The sequence below is a fragment of the Gordonibacter urolithinfaciens genome, from assembly GCF_900199375.1.
GTDB classification, from domain to species: Bacteria; Actinomycetota; Coriobacteriia; order Coriobacteriales; family Eggerthellaceae; genus Gordonibacter; species Gordonibacter urolithinfaciens.
On the sequence record NZ_LT900217.1, the window covers coordinates 1,073,694 to 1,088,949 of the forward strand.

At 65.5% G+C, this 15,256-nt stretch carries 14 protein-coding genes; 4 read left to right on the forward strand and 10 right to left on the reverse strand.

Annotated features, from left to right (window positions below; translation table 11 throughout):
- The first annotated feature begins 31 nt into the window (after positions 1-31).
- From BN3560_RS04720 to BN3560_RS04730, 3 genes are all read left to right on the forward strand, one after another.
- Positions 32-778: a biosynthetic peptidoglycan transglycosylase gene (locus BN3560_RS04720; protein WP_096227195.1), complete on the forward strand. Its 747-nt coding sequence runs from the start codon at positions 32-34 to the stop codon at positions 776-778.
- A 108-nt stretch (positions 779-886) separates the two neighbouring features.
- Positions 887-1,774, forward strand: a complete 888-nt coding sequence (locus tag BN3560_RS04725) for a glycoside hydrolase family 25 protein (protein ID WP_096227196.1) — start codon at positions 887-889, stop codon at positions 1,772-1,774.
- A gap of 351 nt (positions 1,775-2,125) precedes the next feature.
- Positions 2,126-3,427, forward strand: coding sequence for an MFS transporter (locus BN3560_RS04730; protein WP_096227197.1), 1,302 nt, complete (start codon positions 2,126-2,128; stop codon positions 3,425-3,427).
- A 73-nt stretch (positions 3,428-3,500) separates the two neighbouring features.
- Here the strand turns inward: BN3560_RS04730 and BN3560_RS04735 are convergent, their stop codons facing one another.
- The 6 genes from BN3560_RS04735 to mnmA form a co-directional block, all read right to left on the reverse strand.
- On the reverse strand, positions 3,501-4,058 hold the full coding sequence (locus BN3560_RS04735; protein WP_096227198.1) for a hypothetical protein: 558 nt from the start codon (positions 4,056-4,058) through the stop codon (positions 3,501-3,503).
- Between the two features lie 60 nt (positions 4,059-4,118).
- A complete protein-coding gene (gene uvrB / locus BN3560_RS04740) occupies positions 4,119-6,269 on the reverse strand; it encodes an excinuclease ABC subunit UvrB (RefSeq protein WP_096227199.1) in 2,151 nt (716 codons plus the stop codon).
- Positions 6,270-6,420: 151 nt separating this feature from the next.
- Positions 6,421-6,696, reverse strand: a complete 276-nt coding sequence (locus BN3560_RS04745; protein WP_123649876.1) for an antitoxin — start codon at positions 6,694-6,696, stop codon at positions 6,421-6,423.
- 3 nt (positions 6,697-6,699) lie between these two features.
- On the reverse strand, positions 6,700-6,957 hold the full coding sequence (locus BN3560_RS04750; protein WP_096227201.1) for a hypothetical protein: 258 nt from the start codon (positions 6,955-6,957) through the stop codon (positions 6,700-6,702).
- 412 nt (positions 6,958-7,369) lie between these two features.
- Entirely contained in the window at positions 7,370-7,966 is a 597-nt protein-coding gene (gene coaE, locus BN3560_RS04755) for a dephospho-CoA kinase (RefSeq protein ID WP_096227202.1), read from the reverse strand.
- Positions 7,963-9,033, reverse strand: coding sequence for a tRNA 2-thiouridine(34) synthase MnmA (mnmA, locus tag BN3560_RS04760; RefSeq protein WP_123649875.1), 1,071 nt, complete (start codon positions 9,031-9,033; stop codon positions 7,963-7,965). Before mnmA ends, coaE begins: the two co-directional genes overlap by 4 nt.
- Before the next feature lie 199 nt (positions 9,034-9,232).
- On the opposite strand from mnmA, the gene BN3560_RS04765 reads away from it, so the two are divergent.
- The gene (locus BN3560_RS04765; RefSeq protein ID WP_096227203.1) at positions 9,233-11,206 is read left to right on the forward strand and encodes an acyltransferase family protein; all 1,974 of its coding nucleotides are present in this window, start codon (positions 9,233-9,235) and stop codon (positions 11,204-11,206) included.
- 101 nt (positions 11,207-11,307) lie between these two features.
- On the opposite strand, the gene rpsA is transcribed toward BN3560_RS04765, so the two are convergent.
- The 4 genes from rpsA to BN3560_RS04785 all read right to left on the reverse strand — a co-directional run bounded on the left by rpsA (position 11,308) and on the right by BN3560_RS04785 (position 15,180).
- Positions 11,308-12,531 (reverse strand): 30S ribosomal protein S1, encoded by a 1,224-nt coding sequence (gene rpsA, locus BN3560_RS04770; protein ID WP_087191426.1) that lies wholly within the window; start codon positions 12,529-12,531, stop codon positions 11,308-11,310.
- 249 nt (positions 12,532-12,780) lie between these two features.
- Entirely contained in the window at positions 12,781-14,115 is a 1,335-nt protein-coding gene (locus tag BN3560_RS04775) for a sensor domain-containing diguanylate cyclase (protein WP_096227204.1), read from the reverse strand.
- 191 nt (positions 14,116-14,306) lie between these two features.
- Positions 14,307-14,723: a Fur family transcriptional regulator gene (locus BN3560_RS04780; protein WP_087191424.1), complete on the reverse strand. Its 417-nt coding sequence runs from the start codon at positions 14,721-14,723 to the stop codon at positions 14,307-14,309.
- 118 nt (positions 14,724-14,841) lie between these two features.
- Complete coding sequence (locus BN3560_RS04785) at positions 14,842-15,180, reverse strand: P-II family nitrogen regulator (protein WP_096227205.1); 339 nt, start codon at positions 15,178-15,180, stop codon at positions 14,842-14,844.
- Positions 15,181-15,256: the final 76 nt, after the last annotated feature.

Consider the following 15,256-nt stretch of genomic DNA (forward strand, 5'->3'; position numbering starts at 1 on the left):
TAGGGAAACAAGGCAAGGGAAAGGCACCGCCATGGCACCGAGCATGCAGCGCACCACCCCGGACCGGCCGGTCGCACGGCTTGTCGGAAACCTGCTTATCTTCGCTATCATCCTGGTGGCGCTTGCCGCCACGTTCTTCGTGGCACGGGGCTTCAACCAGTACCGCGAGGCCCTGGCCGCACTCCCGCTGGACGAGATGGAGCAGCGCATAGAGGGCGCATCCGGCTTCACGCCCATCCAGGAGCTGCCCGACCTGTATCTGCAGGCGGTCGTGGCCGTGGAAGACCATCGGTTCTACGCCCACCCGGGCTTCGATGCCATCGCCACCGGCCGCGCTCTCGTGAACGACTTCAAAGCCGGATCAATCGTAGAGGGCGGCAGCACCATCACTCAGCAGTTGGCGAAGAACCAGTACTTCACGCAGGAGCAGACCATCGAGCGCAAGGTGGCCGAGGTGTTCATGGCGCTGACCATGGAACAGCATTTCACGAAGCGGGAGATACTGGAGCTTTACGTGAACTCCATCTACTTCGGCGACGGCTACGAGGGCATCGGCAATGCCAGCGCAGGCTACTTCGGCAAGGAGCCGCAGGAACTCGATGCGGGCGAGTGCACGCTGCTGGCCGGCATACCAAACGCGCCGAGCGCCTACGCGCTCTCCGAGAACCCCGACCTCGCCCGCCAGCGGCAATACCAGGTGCTGAAGAAGCTCGTGGCCTACGACTACCTCGACGAGGCCGACGCCCGCCGCATCGGCGCGCAGGGCACGGGGGCGTAGGGAGGCGGCAAGAGTACCCGCCAAGGCGAGAATCGGGGACTTCTGGTATTCGCATGGGAAGCGCGGGGGCGGGGGCGGCAGCGCGCAGCGGTTTGCTAGGATGGCGGCATGAACACGAACAAAACCCTCTCGCCCCGACCATCGCGCCGCGACACCGCGCGGGCGCATGCACCCCGGCCGCGGCCGGTGCAGAGACGTGCGTCGTCGCGGCGCGTCGTCATCGGGCTGTTCGCCCTGGCTCTGCTCGCCCTCGCAGCGGGCCTTTTGGCCGGGCGGTGCGCCGGCACCCCGCACGCCGCGGCGCCGGCCGCATACGTGAGCCCCTACGACTGGACGGGCCTCGAGCGCAACGGCGACCGGCTCGCCTACTACGAGGACGGCGCGCTGCGTTCTGACCTTGGCGTGGACGTTTCCAGCCATCAGGGCGCCATCGACTGGCCGGCCGTGGCGGCCGATGGCGTGGACTTCGCCATCGTGCGTGCAGGCAACCGCGGCTACACCGAGGGCGCGCTGTACGCCGACGAGCGCTTCGCGGAGAACGTCGATGGCGCCAAGGCGGCAGGCCTGGCCACGGGCGTCTACTTCTTCTCACAGGCCGTCACGCCCGACGAAGCCCGCGAGGAGGCCGACTTCGTGCTCGGGCTCTTGGCCGGCCGCCCCCTCGACCTGCCCGTCGCCTTCGACCACGAACCCGTCTCCGACAACGCCGGACGCGCGAACCGCCTCACGGGCCCCGAGCTGGCCGCCTGCGCCCGCGCGTTCTGCGAGCGCATCGAGCAGGCGGGCTACGACACGCTCGTTTACGGCAACAAGCGCGACATCGCCCGGTTCGGCGGCGATGACCTCGACGGCCGTCCGGTGTGGTTCGCCGAGTACAACATGGCCGTGCCCACCGGGCAGTTCGACTTCGTCATGTGGCAGTACACGAGCGCCGGCACGGTGGCCGGCATATCCACCCGTGTGGACCTGAACATCCGCTTCGCCGCCGCAGGCTGACGCCGCATCGCCCGAAGCCTGCCGGCCGTATCCCAACCGCAACGATCGGTTGCAGCCCTCGCCGAGCGCGGCTTCGAACCCCAAAACAGCACATTCGTACTTGACAGGGCCCAGACGCGCCAGTAGACTGTGCGGACTGGAACCAACCAAGGAGCTCTGTTTCGATGTATTACGTATTTCAGTAGTCGGCACGCCCACGCGCGCCGAACCTCGTCGCAACTTCCCGTTGCACCCCTTTTGCCAACCGAAATGGCTGGCGCGGCCGCGTTCGCAACCCCACACTGAAATGCACACCGTCCAACACCCGTTGCGCGGCCGACGAATACATCGACCTTGAAGGAGCTCTCTCCCATGACCGAATCTGCCATGACCCTGAGCGCCGCGGGCCATCCGCTTCCCAAGCGCTGGCTCGCCGTCATCGCCACCATCTGGATCGGCCAGGCCGTGTCCATGATAACCAGCTACGCCGCAGGCTACGCGGTGGTCTGGTACATCACCGAGACCACCGGCAGCGCCCTCATGCTGTCTGCCGCCGCCATCTGCGCCTACCTGCCGCAGGGCCTGCTCTCGCCGTTCGGCGGCGTCATCGCCGACAAGCACAACCGCAAGACCGTCATGATCGTGGCAGACCTGGGAGTCGGCTTGGTGTCGCTCGGGCTGGGCGTGGCCATCCTCCTGGGCCAGGTATCGTTCGCCCTGCTCATGATACTGGTTGTCGTGCGCAGCATCGGCCAGGCGTTCCACGGGCCGGCCATGATGGCCGCCATGCCGCTGCTCGTGCCCGAGAAGCATCTGCTGCGCATCAACACGCTCGACCAGCTGCTCATGAGCGTGGCGTCCATCGGCGCTCCGGCGTTCGGCATCTTCCTGTACACCACCCTCGGCTTCCATACCGTCATGTTCCTGGACTTCTTCGGCGCGCTCGCAGCCGTGGCGGGCCTCGCCCTGGCGAAGATACCCACCGTCATCGACAAGGCGGCCGAGAACCAGCACGTGCTGGCGAACCTGCGCGACGGCTGGCGCGCTCTGTCGGCAAACCGCGGCCTGGTTATCCTCATAGCCGGCGTGACGGTGGGCATGGTGGCGTTCGCGCCCCTGGGCGCCATCTTCCCGCTCATGACGTTCGACCACTTCGGCGGCGACGGCTACGCGGCCTCGCTCGTGGAGGCCGCGTTCGGCATCGGCATGGTGTGCGGCTCCATCGTGCTCATGGCCTGGGGCGGCGACAAGAGACTCGCTCTGCTCATCGGCGTGGCGGCCCTTATCGTAGGCGCCACCACCATGGCCTGCGGTTTCCTTGCACCAAGCATGTTCTGGGCGTTCGTTGCGCTCTGCGCCGTCATGGCGATCGCCTGCGCCTGGTTCAACGGGCCGCTCATCACGCTCATCCAGCGCAACGTGGCCGAGGAGAAGACGGGTCGTGCGCTGGGACTGTCCATGGCGGCTATGGGCTTGGCATCGCCCATTGGCATCGCGCTTGGCGGCATGTTGGCGGAGAGCATCGGAGTTGCCCCGTTCTTCGTGGTAGACGGCGCCATCTGCCTGGTATTGGGCCTCGTGGTGTATCTGCCGAAGAGCGTGCGCGCCCTCGACCATGCGCCGGCCGTCCAGCCGGAGACGGCCGGCGGGCAGACGGCGGAAGCCGAGGCCTAGCGGCGCTTGCCTGCCCTGGTGCTGCGCGCCCGGGCAGGCGGAGCCCATCGCCCGGTTCGGTCCAGGTGCTAGGTCAGGCCGCGTCCGATGATCCCTTTTCGGGCGCCTGCCCAGGCCCGGACCACTCCGGCAGACCAAGGGAAACCGGGCCGTCATGCGCCAGGAACACGCCTTCTGCCCTTGCCTCGCGCATGACGATGGACGCGCATTCCTCGTCCTCGTAGTCGCGCGCGATCTTCAGCAGAGCCGCAAGCGACTCGGGGCCCTCCTCCGGGAACGCGAACTCATCGGCGTCAAAGCATGCCTGCAACGCCTCCGGATCGTGCCGCGTGACGGCTTGGGAGAAGTCGACGAATTCGTCACCCTCTCTATCGGTGGAGAGCGGCACCACCCACACGACTGCGAACCATATGAGCACGGGGACGCTCACCGCGTACAGCACGATGGGCACGGCCGCAAGGCCTTTGAGCCGCTTGCCCTGCTCGCGCCGCGCCTTCGCTCGGCACGCGAACACGATGCTCACCACGGTTGCCGCCACGAACATCGCCAGCGCAAGCGCCACCACGCCCAAGATGACGAACGCCACGGCGCCCATCACCGACAGCATGACCATGACCGATATCCCGCCCATTTCCCCTGCCCCTTTCCTCGCCGGCCTTCGATGCCCCCGCATCCGTCGCCGGCCCCGCGCCTACGAGCGGCGGCTCGACCCGTAGGCGGCGTTCTTGCGGTTGCCGAAGGCGCTGCCCTTGCGGGCGGCCTTCTTCAAGTCCTTCAGCACGTCCTCCTCGCTCGCGCCTTCCACGCTCGCGCGCAGCTTCACCACTTGGTCGCGCAGGCGGGCCGCCTCCTCGTAGTCCATGCTCTGGGACGCCGAGGCCATCTCGTCCTCCATGGAGGCTATGATGCGCAGCACCTCCTCGCGCGAGAGCGCGGCCAGCTCGGCGTTCACCTGCTCGGCCGTGGTGTTGCCCACCTCGTCGGTCACGTAGTCCATGATGTCGTTGATGGCCTTGCGGATGGTCTGCGGCTCTATGCCGTGGTCCTCGTTGTACTGCATCTGTATGGAGCGGCGGCGCTTCGTCTCGTCGATGGCAAGCGCCATGGAGTCGGTCATCTTGTCGGCGTACATGATGACCTGGCCCGACACGTTGCGGGCGGCGCGGCCGATGGTCTGGATGAGCGAGCGGTGGTTGCGCAGGAACCCCTCCTTGTCGGCATCGAGGATGGCCACGAGCGAGACCTCGGGCAAATCCAGGCCCTCGCGCAGCAGGTTGATGCCCACGAGCACGTCGAACTTGCCCTGGCGCAGCTCGCGCAGGATCTCCACGCGTTCGAGCGTGGCGATGTCCGAGTGCATGTAACGCGCCTTCACGCCCTGGTCAAGCAAGTGGTCGGTCAGATCCTCCGCCATCTTCTTCGTGAGGGTGGTAATGAGCACGCGCTCGTCGCGGGCGGCACGGTCCTTGGACTCGTCGATGATGTCGTCGATCTGGGAGGCGCTCCCGCGCACGATGATCTCGGGGTCCAGTAGGCCGGTCGGGCGGATGATCTGCTCCACCTGCTGCTGCGACACCTTCTGCTCGTAATCGCCCGGCGTGGCCGACACGTACACGAACTGCGGAATGCGCTCTTCGAACTCGTCGAAGCGCAAGGGGCGGTTGTCCAGGCAGCTGGGCAGGCGGAACCCGTGCTCGGCCAGCGTGATCTTGCGCGAGCGGTCGCCCTCGTGCATGCCGCGGATCTGCGGCACCGTCACGTGGCTCTCGTCGATGATGCAGAGGAAGTCCTTCGGGAAGTAGTCGATGAGCGTGTAGGGCGGCTCGCCCGGCGAGCGCCCGTCGATGTGGCGCGAGTAGTTCTCGATGCCGGAGCAGAAGCCCATTGTCTCCATCATCTCCAGATCGTAGTTCGTGCGCATCTCCAAACGCTGCGCCTCGAGCAGCTTGCCCTCCTCCTTGAACTGCTGCAGGCGCTCGCGCAGCTCGTCGCGGATGGTGCCGAGCGCGCGGTCCATCTTCGGGCGCGTGGCCACGTAGTGCGACGCGGGCCAGATGGGCAGCGCCTCGAACTCGTTCACCACCTCGCCCGTGACGTTGTCCACTTCCGCAATGCGCTCTATCTCGTCGCCCCAGAACTCGATGCGCAACGGGTTGTCCGCATAGGGCGGGAACACGTCCAGGTTGTCGCCGCGCACGCGGAACGCGCCGCGCTTCAGCTCGTAGTCGTTGCGGTCGTACTGGATGTCGATGAGCTCGTGGATGACGTCGTCGCGGTCCATCTCCTTCTGCTTGTCCACGAACACCGCCATGCCGGCATAGTCCATGGGCGAGCCGATGCCGTAGATGCACGACACCGAGGCCACCACGATGCAGTCGCGCCGCGAAAGCAGGGCCGAAGTGGCCGCATGGCGCAGCTTCTCCACTTCCTCGTTGATGGAGGCGTCCTTCTCGATGAACGTGTCGGACGAGGGCACGTAGGCCTCGGGCTGGTAGTAGTCGTAATACGACACGAAGTACACCACGGAGTTGTTCGGGAAGAACTCCTTCAGCTCACTGGCCAGCTGGGCCGCGAGCGTCTTGTTCGGCGCCATGACCAGCGTGGGCTTCTGCACGGCCTCGATGGTCTTGGCCATGGTGAACGTCTTGCCCGAGCCCGTCACGCCCAGGAGCGTCTGGTAGCGCAGGCCGTCCTCGACCCCGCGGGCCAGCTTCTCGATGGCCTGCGGCTGGTCGCCCGACGGCTCGTAGGGCGACACCACCTTGAGGGGCGTCGTAGCCAGCCGCACCTCCGGCAGCTTGCCCTCCATCTCGAGGCCCTCGATATTCGAAAGATGCGCCACGTAAGCTCCTTCCCGAAGAGAACGCCGCATGCCGAAGGACACCGACGAGAGGGTTCATCGACCACTCAGTCTAGCACAGCAGAAGCAAAATGAACATATGTTCGTGATTCAACCGTTATCTTCCCCATCTTTCGAGATGATGTCGAGCTGCCTAGGCGCTTGCCAAATCCTTGCGAACCAAGCTGCGCAGGTAATCCGACCGGCTCATGCCCAGCTTCGACGCCCGCTCGTCCATAGCCGCAACCTTCTGCGGCGTGTCCTTAAACCCGACGAACTGCAACGGCTCCCCGAATTTGAGGGGTCGCCCCACAATGATCTCGCCCACCTGCTCGCCAGGCAAGATGCCCTGCGCTGCTTCCTTCTCCCATTCATCAAGCTGCTCGGCGGTGACCCCGAACATCTCCTCAAGCTCTTTCGCTGTCTTCACGTTCTACCTCCCTGTCAGCCCGAACTCTGCCAAAACGCTCGCTGTCGGCGGCGTCATTGCATGGTATATCAGCACACCGTACCATTTGTCGACGCCGACCATCTGGACGAGGCGTCCATCGCTGCAAAACCCAAGGGCTACCACACGATCCTCTTTCGGTGCCCTACGATGTTGCTTCCTCGCGTAGTTCTTCCAAGCATACAGGATCTCTTCCTCGGTCAACCCATGCTTGAGCGCGTGCAAATCAACCAGCACTTCCATCGGGCGATCACCTATTCCTTTTTGTTAAACGAAATTGTAAAACGTAAATGGCGCAGCGTCAAGGAAGGCAGGGCACGGAGAGCGACCCGCACTTCCTCTCGTCGTTTTTCAGATGAAGGTTTCCATGGCAGACCCCTCTTCCGGTTCCGAAAGCTGGAGAGGATCTTGCAAGCGTGGTACGGGCGGACGCGGAACACCGTCGCCATCTATGGGCCGCCCTCCCGCATTGCGGCATCGGGCAGGCGCTTGCACTGGCTCTTTTCGACAAATCACATGGTAGCACAAAAAAGAACATCCGTACTTATAAAACGGATGTTCTAATATAATTTTTCGAACATGATGCTGGCCCACGCCGGACGCGACTAAAAGCTCGGGAAGGGCCCGCCCAAGGGGCATCCTCGCCGTCTAGTCTTTACAGGCCTTTCTCGTACTCTCCCCACCAGGCTATCACCTGGTTGTGCAGTTCCTCGGGGGTGCCGTCGTTGTTGAACACCACGTCGGCGGCCTCGATGCGGTCGGCATCGGTGATCTGGCGGGCGATGCGGCGGCGCACATCGGCCTCGTCGAAGCCCGACGCCACGGCGCGCTCGATGCGCACGTCCAGCGGTGCCAGCACGGCGATAACGACATCGGCATCGTAGGCGAGCGAGGACGTGCGGTTCTTGAACACGGAATGCTCCACCACCACGGCCGGATGGCCCGCGGCCTCCAGCTCGGCCACCTTGTCGCGGTAGGCGTCCTCGATGCGCGGCACGGTGATGCGGTTGAGCTTGCGCGTCTCGGCGGGACTCACGAACGCCTTGTGGGCGAGCGCCTTGCGGTTCACCTCGTCGCCGTCCATGATGTCGACGCCGAACGTGTCCACCAGCTCTTCCCTCACCGTGTCCCAGGCGAGCACGTCGTGGCCCACCTTGTCGAGGTCGATGTACGGCAGGCCCGCATCCACAAGGGCCTTGCGGGCAGTCGACTTCCCGGCGCCCATGCCGCCGATGATGAACAGCTTCTTCATACCGATGCTACCTCCTCGATCATGCCGCCTCCGAGCACGGTGTCGCCCACGGAGAAGACGGCGAACTGTCCCGGCGCCGTGGTCGGCTGCGGCTCGCGCAGCACTGCGCGAACGCGCCCTTCGGGTTCGGGCTCTATGATACACGGAACGGCCCGGCTACGGTACCGCAGTTTCACGCTGGCGGCACGCGGCTCGTCCAGGCACACGAAGGCCTGCCACCTCACCGGGCCCACGAGCACGTTCGCAATGCGGGCCTCGTCGGCGAACCCCACCACCAGCTCGCCCGTTTCGGACCGCTTGCCCACTACGTAGTACGGCTCGCGCGCGGCCACGCCGATGCCCTTGCGCTGCCCCACGGTGAAACCTGACAGCCCGTCATGCCGGCCGAGCACGGCACCCGCGCAGTCCACGATGGCGCCCGGCGGATCGTCTACGCCCCGCTCGCGCAGAAACGCACGATAGTCTCCCTCGATGAAGCACACATCCTGGCTCTCCGGCTTCTCGGCCACGGGAAGCCCTAGGTCGGCGGCCAGCACGCGCACCTCCGCCTTCGTCGTGCCGCCCAGCGGCAGCACAAGGCGCGCCAGCTGCTCCTGCGAGAGCAGCGCCAGCATGTAGCTCTGGTCCTTGCGGGCGTCGAGCGCGCACTTCACCACGTAACGTCCGTTGTCCGCAAGCTGTGCGATGCGGGCGTAATGGCCGGTGGCCACGACGTCGCAGCCCAGCTCGTCGGCCGCGTCCAGCAAGGAGGGCAGCTTGCAGCAGGCGTTGCAGCCCACGCAGGGGCTCGGCGTGAGGCCTGCCGCGTAGGCATCCACGAACGGCTGGACCACCGCGCTCTCGAACAGGGCTGCGCAGTCCCGCTCCACATGGCGCAGGCCCAGCCGGGCGCACACCGCCGCCGCGTCGTCGGCGGCGCGGTCGGCCGCCGCATCGTCGGTGAAGCGGCAGGTGACGCCTACCACTTCGTAGCCTGCGCGCATAAGCAGTGCGGCGGATACCGCGCTATCCACCCCGCCGCTCATACCCAGCGCAACGCGCCGTGCGCCGTTCTCGCCCGTTGCCATCTTCCCTCCTTTTGCATCTTCTTTCGTCGCCAGTATAAAGGAAGCGATGCCCGTGCAGCGCAGCGCTTCAACTATACGTGAAGAGCCTACGCAGAAGGAGCGCAGCGCGGTATGATACGCTCTCGGCGCTTGACGGAGCGCTATACTGGATCCTGCGCATCCCGCGCATCGACCGCAAACGCAACAAGGGGGATCGCACGTGTCGGGCTCGAAATCCCGTTATATACCGGCGCTCGACGGCCTGCGAGCTTTCGCCGTGCTCGCCGTTATCGCCTACCATATGCGCATGCCCTGGGCACCCGGCGGCCTGCTGGGCGTCACCGTCTTCTTCGTGCTGTCAGGCTACCTTATAACCAGCTTGCTGCTCATCGAGCACGACGAATCGGGCACGATCGACCTTCCGCGCTTCTGGCTGCGCCGCGTCCGTCGGCTCGTGCCCGCCATCGTGCTCGTCGTCGTTTGCACGGCCGTGCTCTGCACCCTGTTCAACCACGCCCTGCTCACGAAGATGCGCCCCGACGTCCTGCCGTCTCTGCTCTTCTTCAACAACTGGTGGCAGATATTCCACGACGTGTCCTACTTCGAGGCGCTCGGCGCGCCGTCGCCGCTTGCGCACTTCTGGTCGCTGGCCATCGAGGAGCAGTTCTACCTCGTGTGGCCCGTGGCTCTGCTCGCCGCGCTGAAGCTGGGAGCGAGGAAGGGCACGGTGCGCAACGTCGTGCTCGTGCTGGCCGCGCTCTCCGCACTGGAGATGGCGCTGCTGTTCGACCCCGCCGCCGACCCGAGCCGCGTGTACTACGGCACCGACACACGGGCGTTTTCGCTGCTCATCGGCGCATGGCTGGCGTTCGTGTGGCCGTCGCACCTATTGGGCGCCAAAAGCGGCGTGCGCCTGACGAAGCGCGAGCGCTCCGTGCTCGACGGCGTGGGGGCCGCGGCGCTCGCGGGCTTGCTGCTGCTGGTGGTGTTCTCGAACGGGTTCTCGCCCTTCCTGTACCGGGGCGGGCTCGTGCTGTGCTCGATGCTCACCGCCTTGGTCATCGCGGTCATGGTGCATCCGGCCAGCATCATCGGGCGCGTTGCGGGCGCGAGGCCGCTCGTGTGGATAGGCAAGCGCAGCTACGGCATCTACCTGTGGCACTACCCGTTGCTGCTGCTCATGGACCCGGGCGGCATCGGCGACACGCCTTGGTGGCTCTACCTGCTGCAGCTGGCGGCCGTGTTCGGCTGCGCCGCGCTGTCGTACCGCTTCGTGGAGAACCCCTTCCGCCACGGGGCCTTCGGCCGTCTGGTGAGGAAGGTACGCTCGGGCGAGGCGTCGCTGCCGGACTGGCTGCGCACGCACGCCGTGCCTGCCGTGGGCGCCGGCGCGCTCGTGATCGTGGCCGCAGGCGGGCTGGCGCTCGTGCCGCCCACCTCGGCCTTGGAGGGCGGCGACCTGCTGAAGCAGGCCGAGCAGGGCCAGACGAGCCCCTCGGGCCAGGCCCAGGCAGATCCGTCGGGGCAACCGTTGGCGGAGGAGTCGCCGCAGGAGCCCGAAGGCTCCGCGCCCGTCGCCGACGAGCAACCGAAGCTCGATGTGCTCATGATAGGCGACTCGGTATCGGTGCGCTCCGTGCCCTATTTCCAAGAGCGCTTCCCCCACGGCGCCATCGACGCCGCCGTGAACCGCCAGATCTACGTGGGAAGGGAAGTGTACGACTCGTATCGCGACCAGGGCCTTGTAGGCGGCATCGTCGTGCTGGCGCTGGGCACGAACGGGCCGGCTACCGATGGGCAGCTGGACGATATCGTCGCCGACGTGGGAACCGACAAGCAGCTCTGGCTCGTGAACACCCGCAGCCCGCAAGACTGGGTATCCTCCACGAACGACGTGCTGGCAGGCGCTGCCGAGCGCTATGGGAACGTCCATCTCATCGACTGGTTCGGCGCGAGCGCCGGACGCGACGAGCTCTTCGACGGCGACGGCACCCATCTGACCGAGGAGGGCGCGCGCGTCTATATCGACCTCGTGCACGATGCCGTGGCCAGCTACCTGCCGCAGCATGCCGAAGATGCTGCCGCGCCCGCCGTGCAAACCCCCATCGACCTGGCTCTCGCTGAAATCGAGGGAGCTTACCGCTCTGCGCTGGACGCGGCATCCCGCGACCTCCTCGGGTCGATCGAGCGCTAAGCATTTAGCTCAAGGGCCGAACGGGCCGGCTGCGCCAACGACTCCGTATAAAGCAAAGAGGGCCCCTCTTTCGAGGGGCCCTCGTACAATCGGCGGGGAAGCTACTCCGCAGCCGGCTCCTCGGCGGGAGCGGCAGCCGGGGCGGCCTCTTCCTTCTTCTCGGCCTTCTTCTTGGCCGGCTTCTCCTCGGCCTGGATGGACTCGTCCACCTCGATCTCGAAGCCGAGCTCCTCGGCGGCGGCCTTCATGGACAGGGAGATGCGGCGACGCTCGGGGTTGATCTCCATGACCTTGACCTTCACCTCGTCGCCGGCCTTCACGACCTGCGCGGGGGTGTCGATGTGGCGCTGCGACATCTCGGAGATGTGCACGAGGCCCTCGATGGACTGGCCCAGCTCGATGAACGCGCCGAACGGCACGATCTTCGTCACCTTGCCGTCCACGATGGTGCCCACCGGATAGCTCTCGACGAGCTTGATCCACGGATCCTCCGTCGTCTGCTTGAGGCCGAGCGAGATGCGCTCGCGCTGCAGATCGACGTCCAGGACCTCCACCTCGACCTCGTCGCCCACCTTGACGACCTCGGACGGATGGTTGACATGGTTCCAGGACAGCTCGGAGATGTGCACCAGGCCGTCGATGCCGCCGAGGTCGACGAACGCGCCGAAGTCGACGATCGAGGAGACGGTGCCCTTGAGGCGCATGCCCTTCGAGAGCTTCGCGAGGATCTCGGCGCGCTCGTTCTTGCGGCCCTCCTCGAGCAGCACGCGGCGGGACAGGACGACGTTGTTGCGGTTGCGGTCCATCTCGATGACGCGGGCCTCGATCTCGGTGTTGAGGTACATGTCGAGGTCCTTGACGCGACGGAGGTCGACCAGCGACGCCGGCAGGAAGCCGCGCAGGCCGATGTCGAGGATCAGGCCGCCCTTGACGACTTCGATGACCTCGCCCGTGACCACTTCGCCGGCCTTGAACTTCTCTTCGACGCGGATCCATGCACGCTCGTACTCGGCACGCTTCTTGGAAAGGATCAGGCGGCCGTCCTTGTCCTCCTTCTGGAGCACGAGGGCTTCGATCTTCTCGCCCAGCTCCACGATGTCGGACGGGTCGGCGTCCTTGCGGATGGACAGCTCGCGGGAGGGGATGACGCCCTCGCTCTTGAAGCCGATGTCCACGAGCACCTCGTCGTGCTCGATCTTGACGACCGTGCCGTCGACCAGGTCGCCCTCGTCGAACTCGGTCAGCGTGCCGTCGATCATCTCGTTCATCTGCTCGTCGGAGATGTCGCTGAAGTCGATGACGGACGTGTTCTTAATGTCGGTCAAAACGGACCCCTTTCAAACTTAAGTCGGGGACCCTTCGTCATGATTGATTGCTTACACCATGTTCGCTCTGCAAAAGCTTGCTCGCTCAGCTGTGCAACAAAAACATGTCTCGGGGGCCTACAGTTACGTGCGCTTCCGGGAGGATTCCCGATAAGCCGCATTAGTATATCACACAGGCAACGTCCCCAGAACCACTATTCACAAGGCCCCACGATTATTTCTCGCCATTCCGCCACCTTTGGCCTCGCATCAGCCGCGGTAGCGCGCGGAGGCGGCATGCGAGCTGTAGTAGGCCCGCTTGTCCTCGTACATGGCACCGTCGGCCCACCTGACGGCCTCGTCGACAAGGCAAGGCTCCGCGGCGTAGTGCAGCCCCATGGCCATGGGGCACGAGGCGTCGGCCAGCCGGGCGCGCACCGTTTCCACCAGCGCGTCGAAGCCGTCTGCGGAGACGTCCTTCACGATGGCGAGGAACTCGTCGCCGCCCATGCGGTACACGTATGCCCCCGGGAGCGCGTCTGCGAGCGCGCTGCCCGCCGCGATCAGCGCGCGGTCGCCCCTTGCGTGGCCGTCGCGGTCGTTGATGTCCTTCAGGCCGTTCATGTCCACGTACACCACGCCGAACCCGTTGCGCGGGCCCGCGGCGTCGAGCTCCTCCACGTCGGCGATGAAGCGGTTGCGGTTCCCCAGGCCGGTGAGCGTGTCCGTGAAGCTGAGCTGGCGGAACCGCTCCTTCGTGCGGTAGCGCTCCAGCTCCATGGACAGGAAGTAGGAAAGGCTGCTGAAGAACTCCCCGCAGTGGTCCAGGTGGATAGCGGCCGGATTGTCCACGCCGATGGAGCCGATGAGCTCGCCCTCCACGAGCAGCGGCGCGTCCACCAGGGTGGTTATGCCCTGCGGGGCGAGCATCTCGTACTCGTTCGGCGAAGTCTCGCGCAAATCCTCCAGGTTCTTGACGACGATGGTCTCGCGCTTCAGGAACAGCGGCATCCACTGCGTCACGAAATGCAGGTCCATGTTCTGCAGCTCGTCGATCTGGGGCACCACGCCCTCGGCGCACCACTCGTGCGAGTTGCTGAACGAGGTGCCGTCGGGCGACACCTGGAAGAGGTACACGCGGTCGGCCTCCATGAACTCGCCTATCATCTGGAGCACGGACGTCATGTCGCCCGCGAACCCGTCTATGTTCTGCAGCTTCATGGCGCAGCGCACGAGCAGCGTCTCCAGGCCCAGCTTCGTCTCCAACGCCCGGCGCTGCTCCTGCTCGGCGGTCATGTCGAACGCCACCTCGAAACGGGCCGGGCGGCCCTCCCAGTCCACGACCTTGTCCTTGAGCAGGTAGTGGCGCCCGAACTTCTCGTTGTAGTGCGCCCACGTGACGAACGCGTCCGCGGAAAGCTCGTGGTTGTTGCAGAACTCGCAGGGGGCGTCTTTGCCCAGCACCACGTCATAGCACGTCCGGCCCCGCCAGTCGCCTACGAGGCGCTCCGCGGATCCGTTGAGGTACAGCATCTCGTGGGTATCGAGATCGCTCACGTACACGCATTCCGCCAGCGCGTCGAATATCTCGTAAGGGTTAGCCATGCCGGCCCTCTCCTCGCTATCTCCCTCGGCCCGTGCCCGTCTCGGACGACGGGCGGTGTCCGCGTGCGCCTTTGCACCCCGTGCCTTCCGGGGCGTGTTCCCGCGTCCATTCTACCCCATGAGGCAGGCGGCGGAGGGCGCGAGGCGCGAAGGCGCGGCCGTTTCTGCCCGCCGCGCGGCAGGCCTCGGCCCTAGGCTTTCTGGCAAGCGGCGCACACGCCGTCGAAGATGATCTCGTGGCCCTCGATAGCGAAGCCATGTGCATCGGCTATACGGGAGGCGATGTCCGGCTCGTAGGGCATATCGACGTCCACGATGCCGCCGCACACGCGGCACTTCGCGTGATAGTGCGGTTCGTTGAAGAAGTCATAGCGGTCGGCGCCGTTGGGCACCTCGACGCGCAGCACGTCGCCTCGGCTAGCCAGCACGCCCAGGTTGCGGTACACCGTGGCGCGCGAGATGTTCGGGTACGTGCGACGCACCGCCTCGTACACGTCGGCCGACGTGGGGTGGTTATGCAGCGACCGCACCGCCTCCAGCACGAGCGCCCGCTGTATGGTGTTGCGCGAGGGCGCCGTGGACGCCCCCTTCTTCGTTGCCGTGGCCATTGCGAACTCCTTGGGTCTGCTTATCACTATCGTAATTTAAATAGGATTATATCCCATTAACAACAACCTGCAAACCCCGCCGCCGAACCTCCACACGGGACGGCACCTTCTGCACTCGCTACACAGCGGCGGCGCCCGTCTCGCCGGTGCGGATGCGCACCACCTCTTCCACCGGGAAGATGAAGATCTTGCCGTCGCCCACCTCGCCGGTGCATGCCGTGGCGCGGACGAGGTCGACGAGAGGCGCCACCTCTGCATCGTCGACCACGAGCTCGAACTTCACCTTCGGTATCATGTTGAGCATCACCTCGGTCCCGCGGTAGTACTCCTTCCAACCATGCTGGCTGCCGCAGCCTTGCACCTGGCTGACGGTCATGCCGCCCACCTGCGCGACGAACAGCGCCTCCTTGAGCGGCTCGAGCTTCTCGGGCCGCACGATGGCGGTGATCTTCTTCATTTAGCAGCTCCTTTGCTATCACTGATTCGTCAAAGCCAGCGAGAATCGCCGGCCCGTTCCGCCGTTCGGCAGAAGG

Excerpts from the sequence above, each read along its gene's own strand:
- BN3560_RS04720 (WP_096227195.1), top strand. The coding sequence starts at position 32 with ATGGCACCGAGCATGCAGCGCACCACCCCGGACCGGCCGGTCGCACGG.
- BN3560_RS04725 (WP_096227196.1), top strand. The coding sequence starts at position 887 with ATGAACACGAACAAAACCCTCTCGCCCCGACCATCGCGCCGCGACACC.
- BN3560_RS04730 (WP_096227197.1), top strand. The coding sequence starts at position 2,126 with ATGACCGAATCTGCCATGACCCTGAGCGCCGCGGGCCATCCGCTTCCC.
- BN3560_RS04735 (WP_096227198.1), bottom strand. The coding sequence starts at position 4,058 with ATGGGCGGGATATCGGTCATGGTCATGCTGTCGGTGATGGGCGCCGTG.
- BN3560_RS04750 (WP_096227201.1), bottom strand. The coding sequence starts at position 6,957 with ATGGAAGTGCTGGTTGATTTGCACGCGCTCAAGCATGGGTTGACCGAG.
- coaE (WP_096227202.1), bottom strand. The coding sequence starts at position 7,966 with ATGAAGAAGCTGTTCATCATCGGCGGCATGGGCGCCGGGAAGTCGACT.
- mnmA (WP_123649875.1), bottom strand. The coding sequence starts at position 9,033 with ATGGCAACGGGCGAGAACGGCGCACGGCGCGTTGCGCTGGGTATGAGC.
- BN3560_RS04775 (WP_096227204.1), bottom strand. The coding sequence starts at position 14,115 with ATGGCTAACCCTTACGAGATATTCGACGCGCTGGCGGAATGCGTGTAC.
- BN3560_RS04780 (WP_087191424.1), bottom strand. The coding sequence starts at position 14,723 with ATGGCCACGGCAACGAAGAAGGGGGCGTCCACGGCGCCCTCGCGCAAC.
- BN3560_RS04785 (WP_096227205.1), bottom strand. The coding sequence starts at position 15,180 with ATGAAGAAGATCACCGCCATCGTGCGGCCCGAGAAGCTCGAGCCGCTC.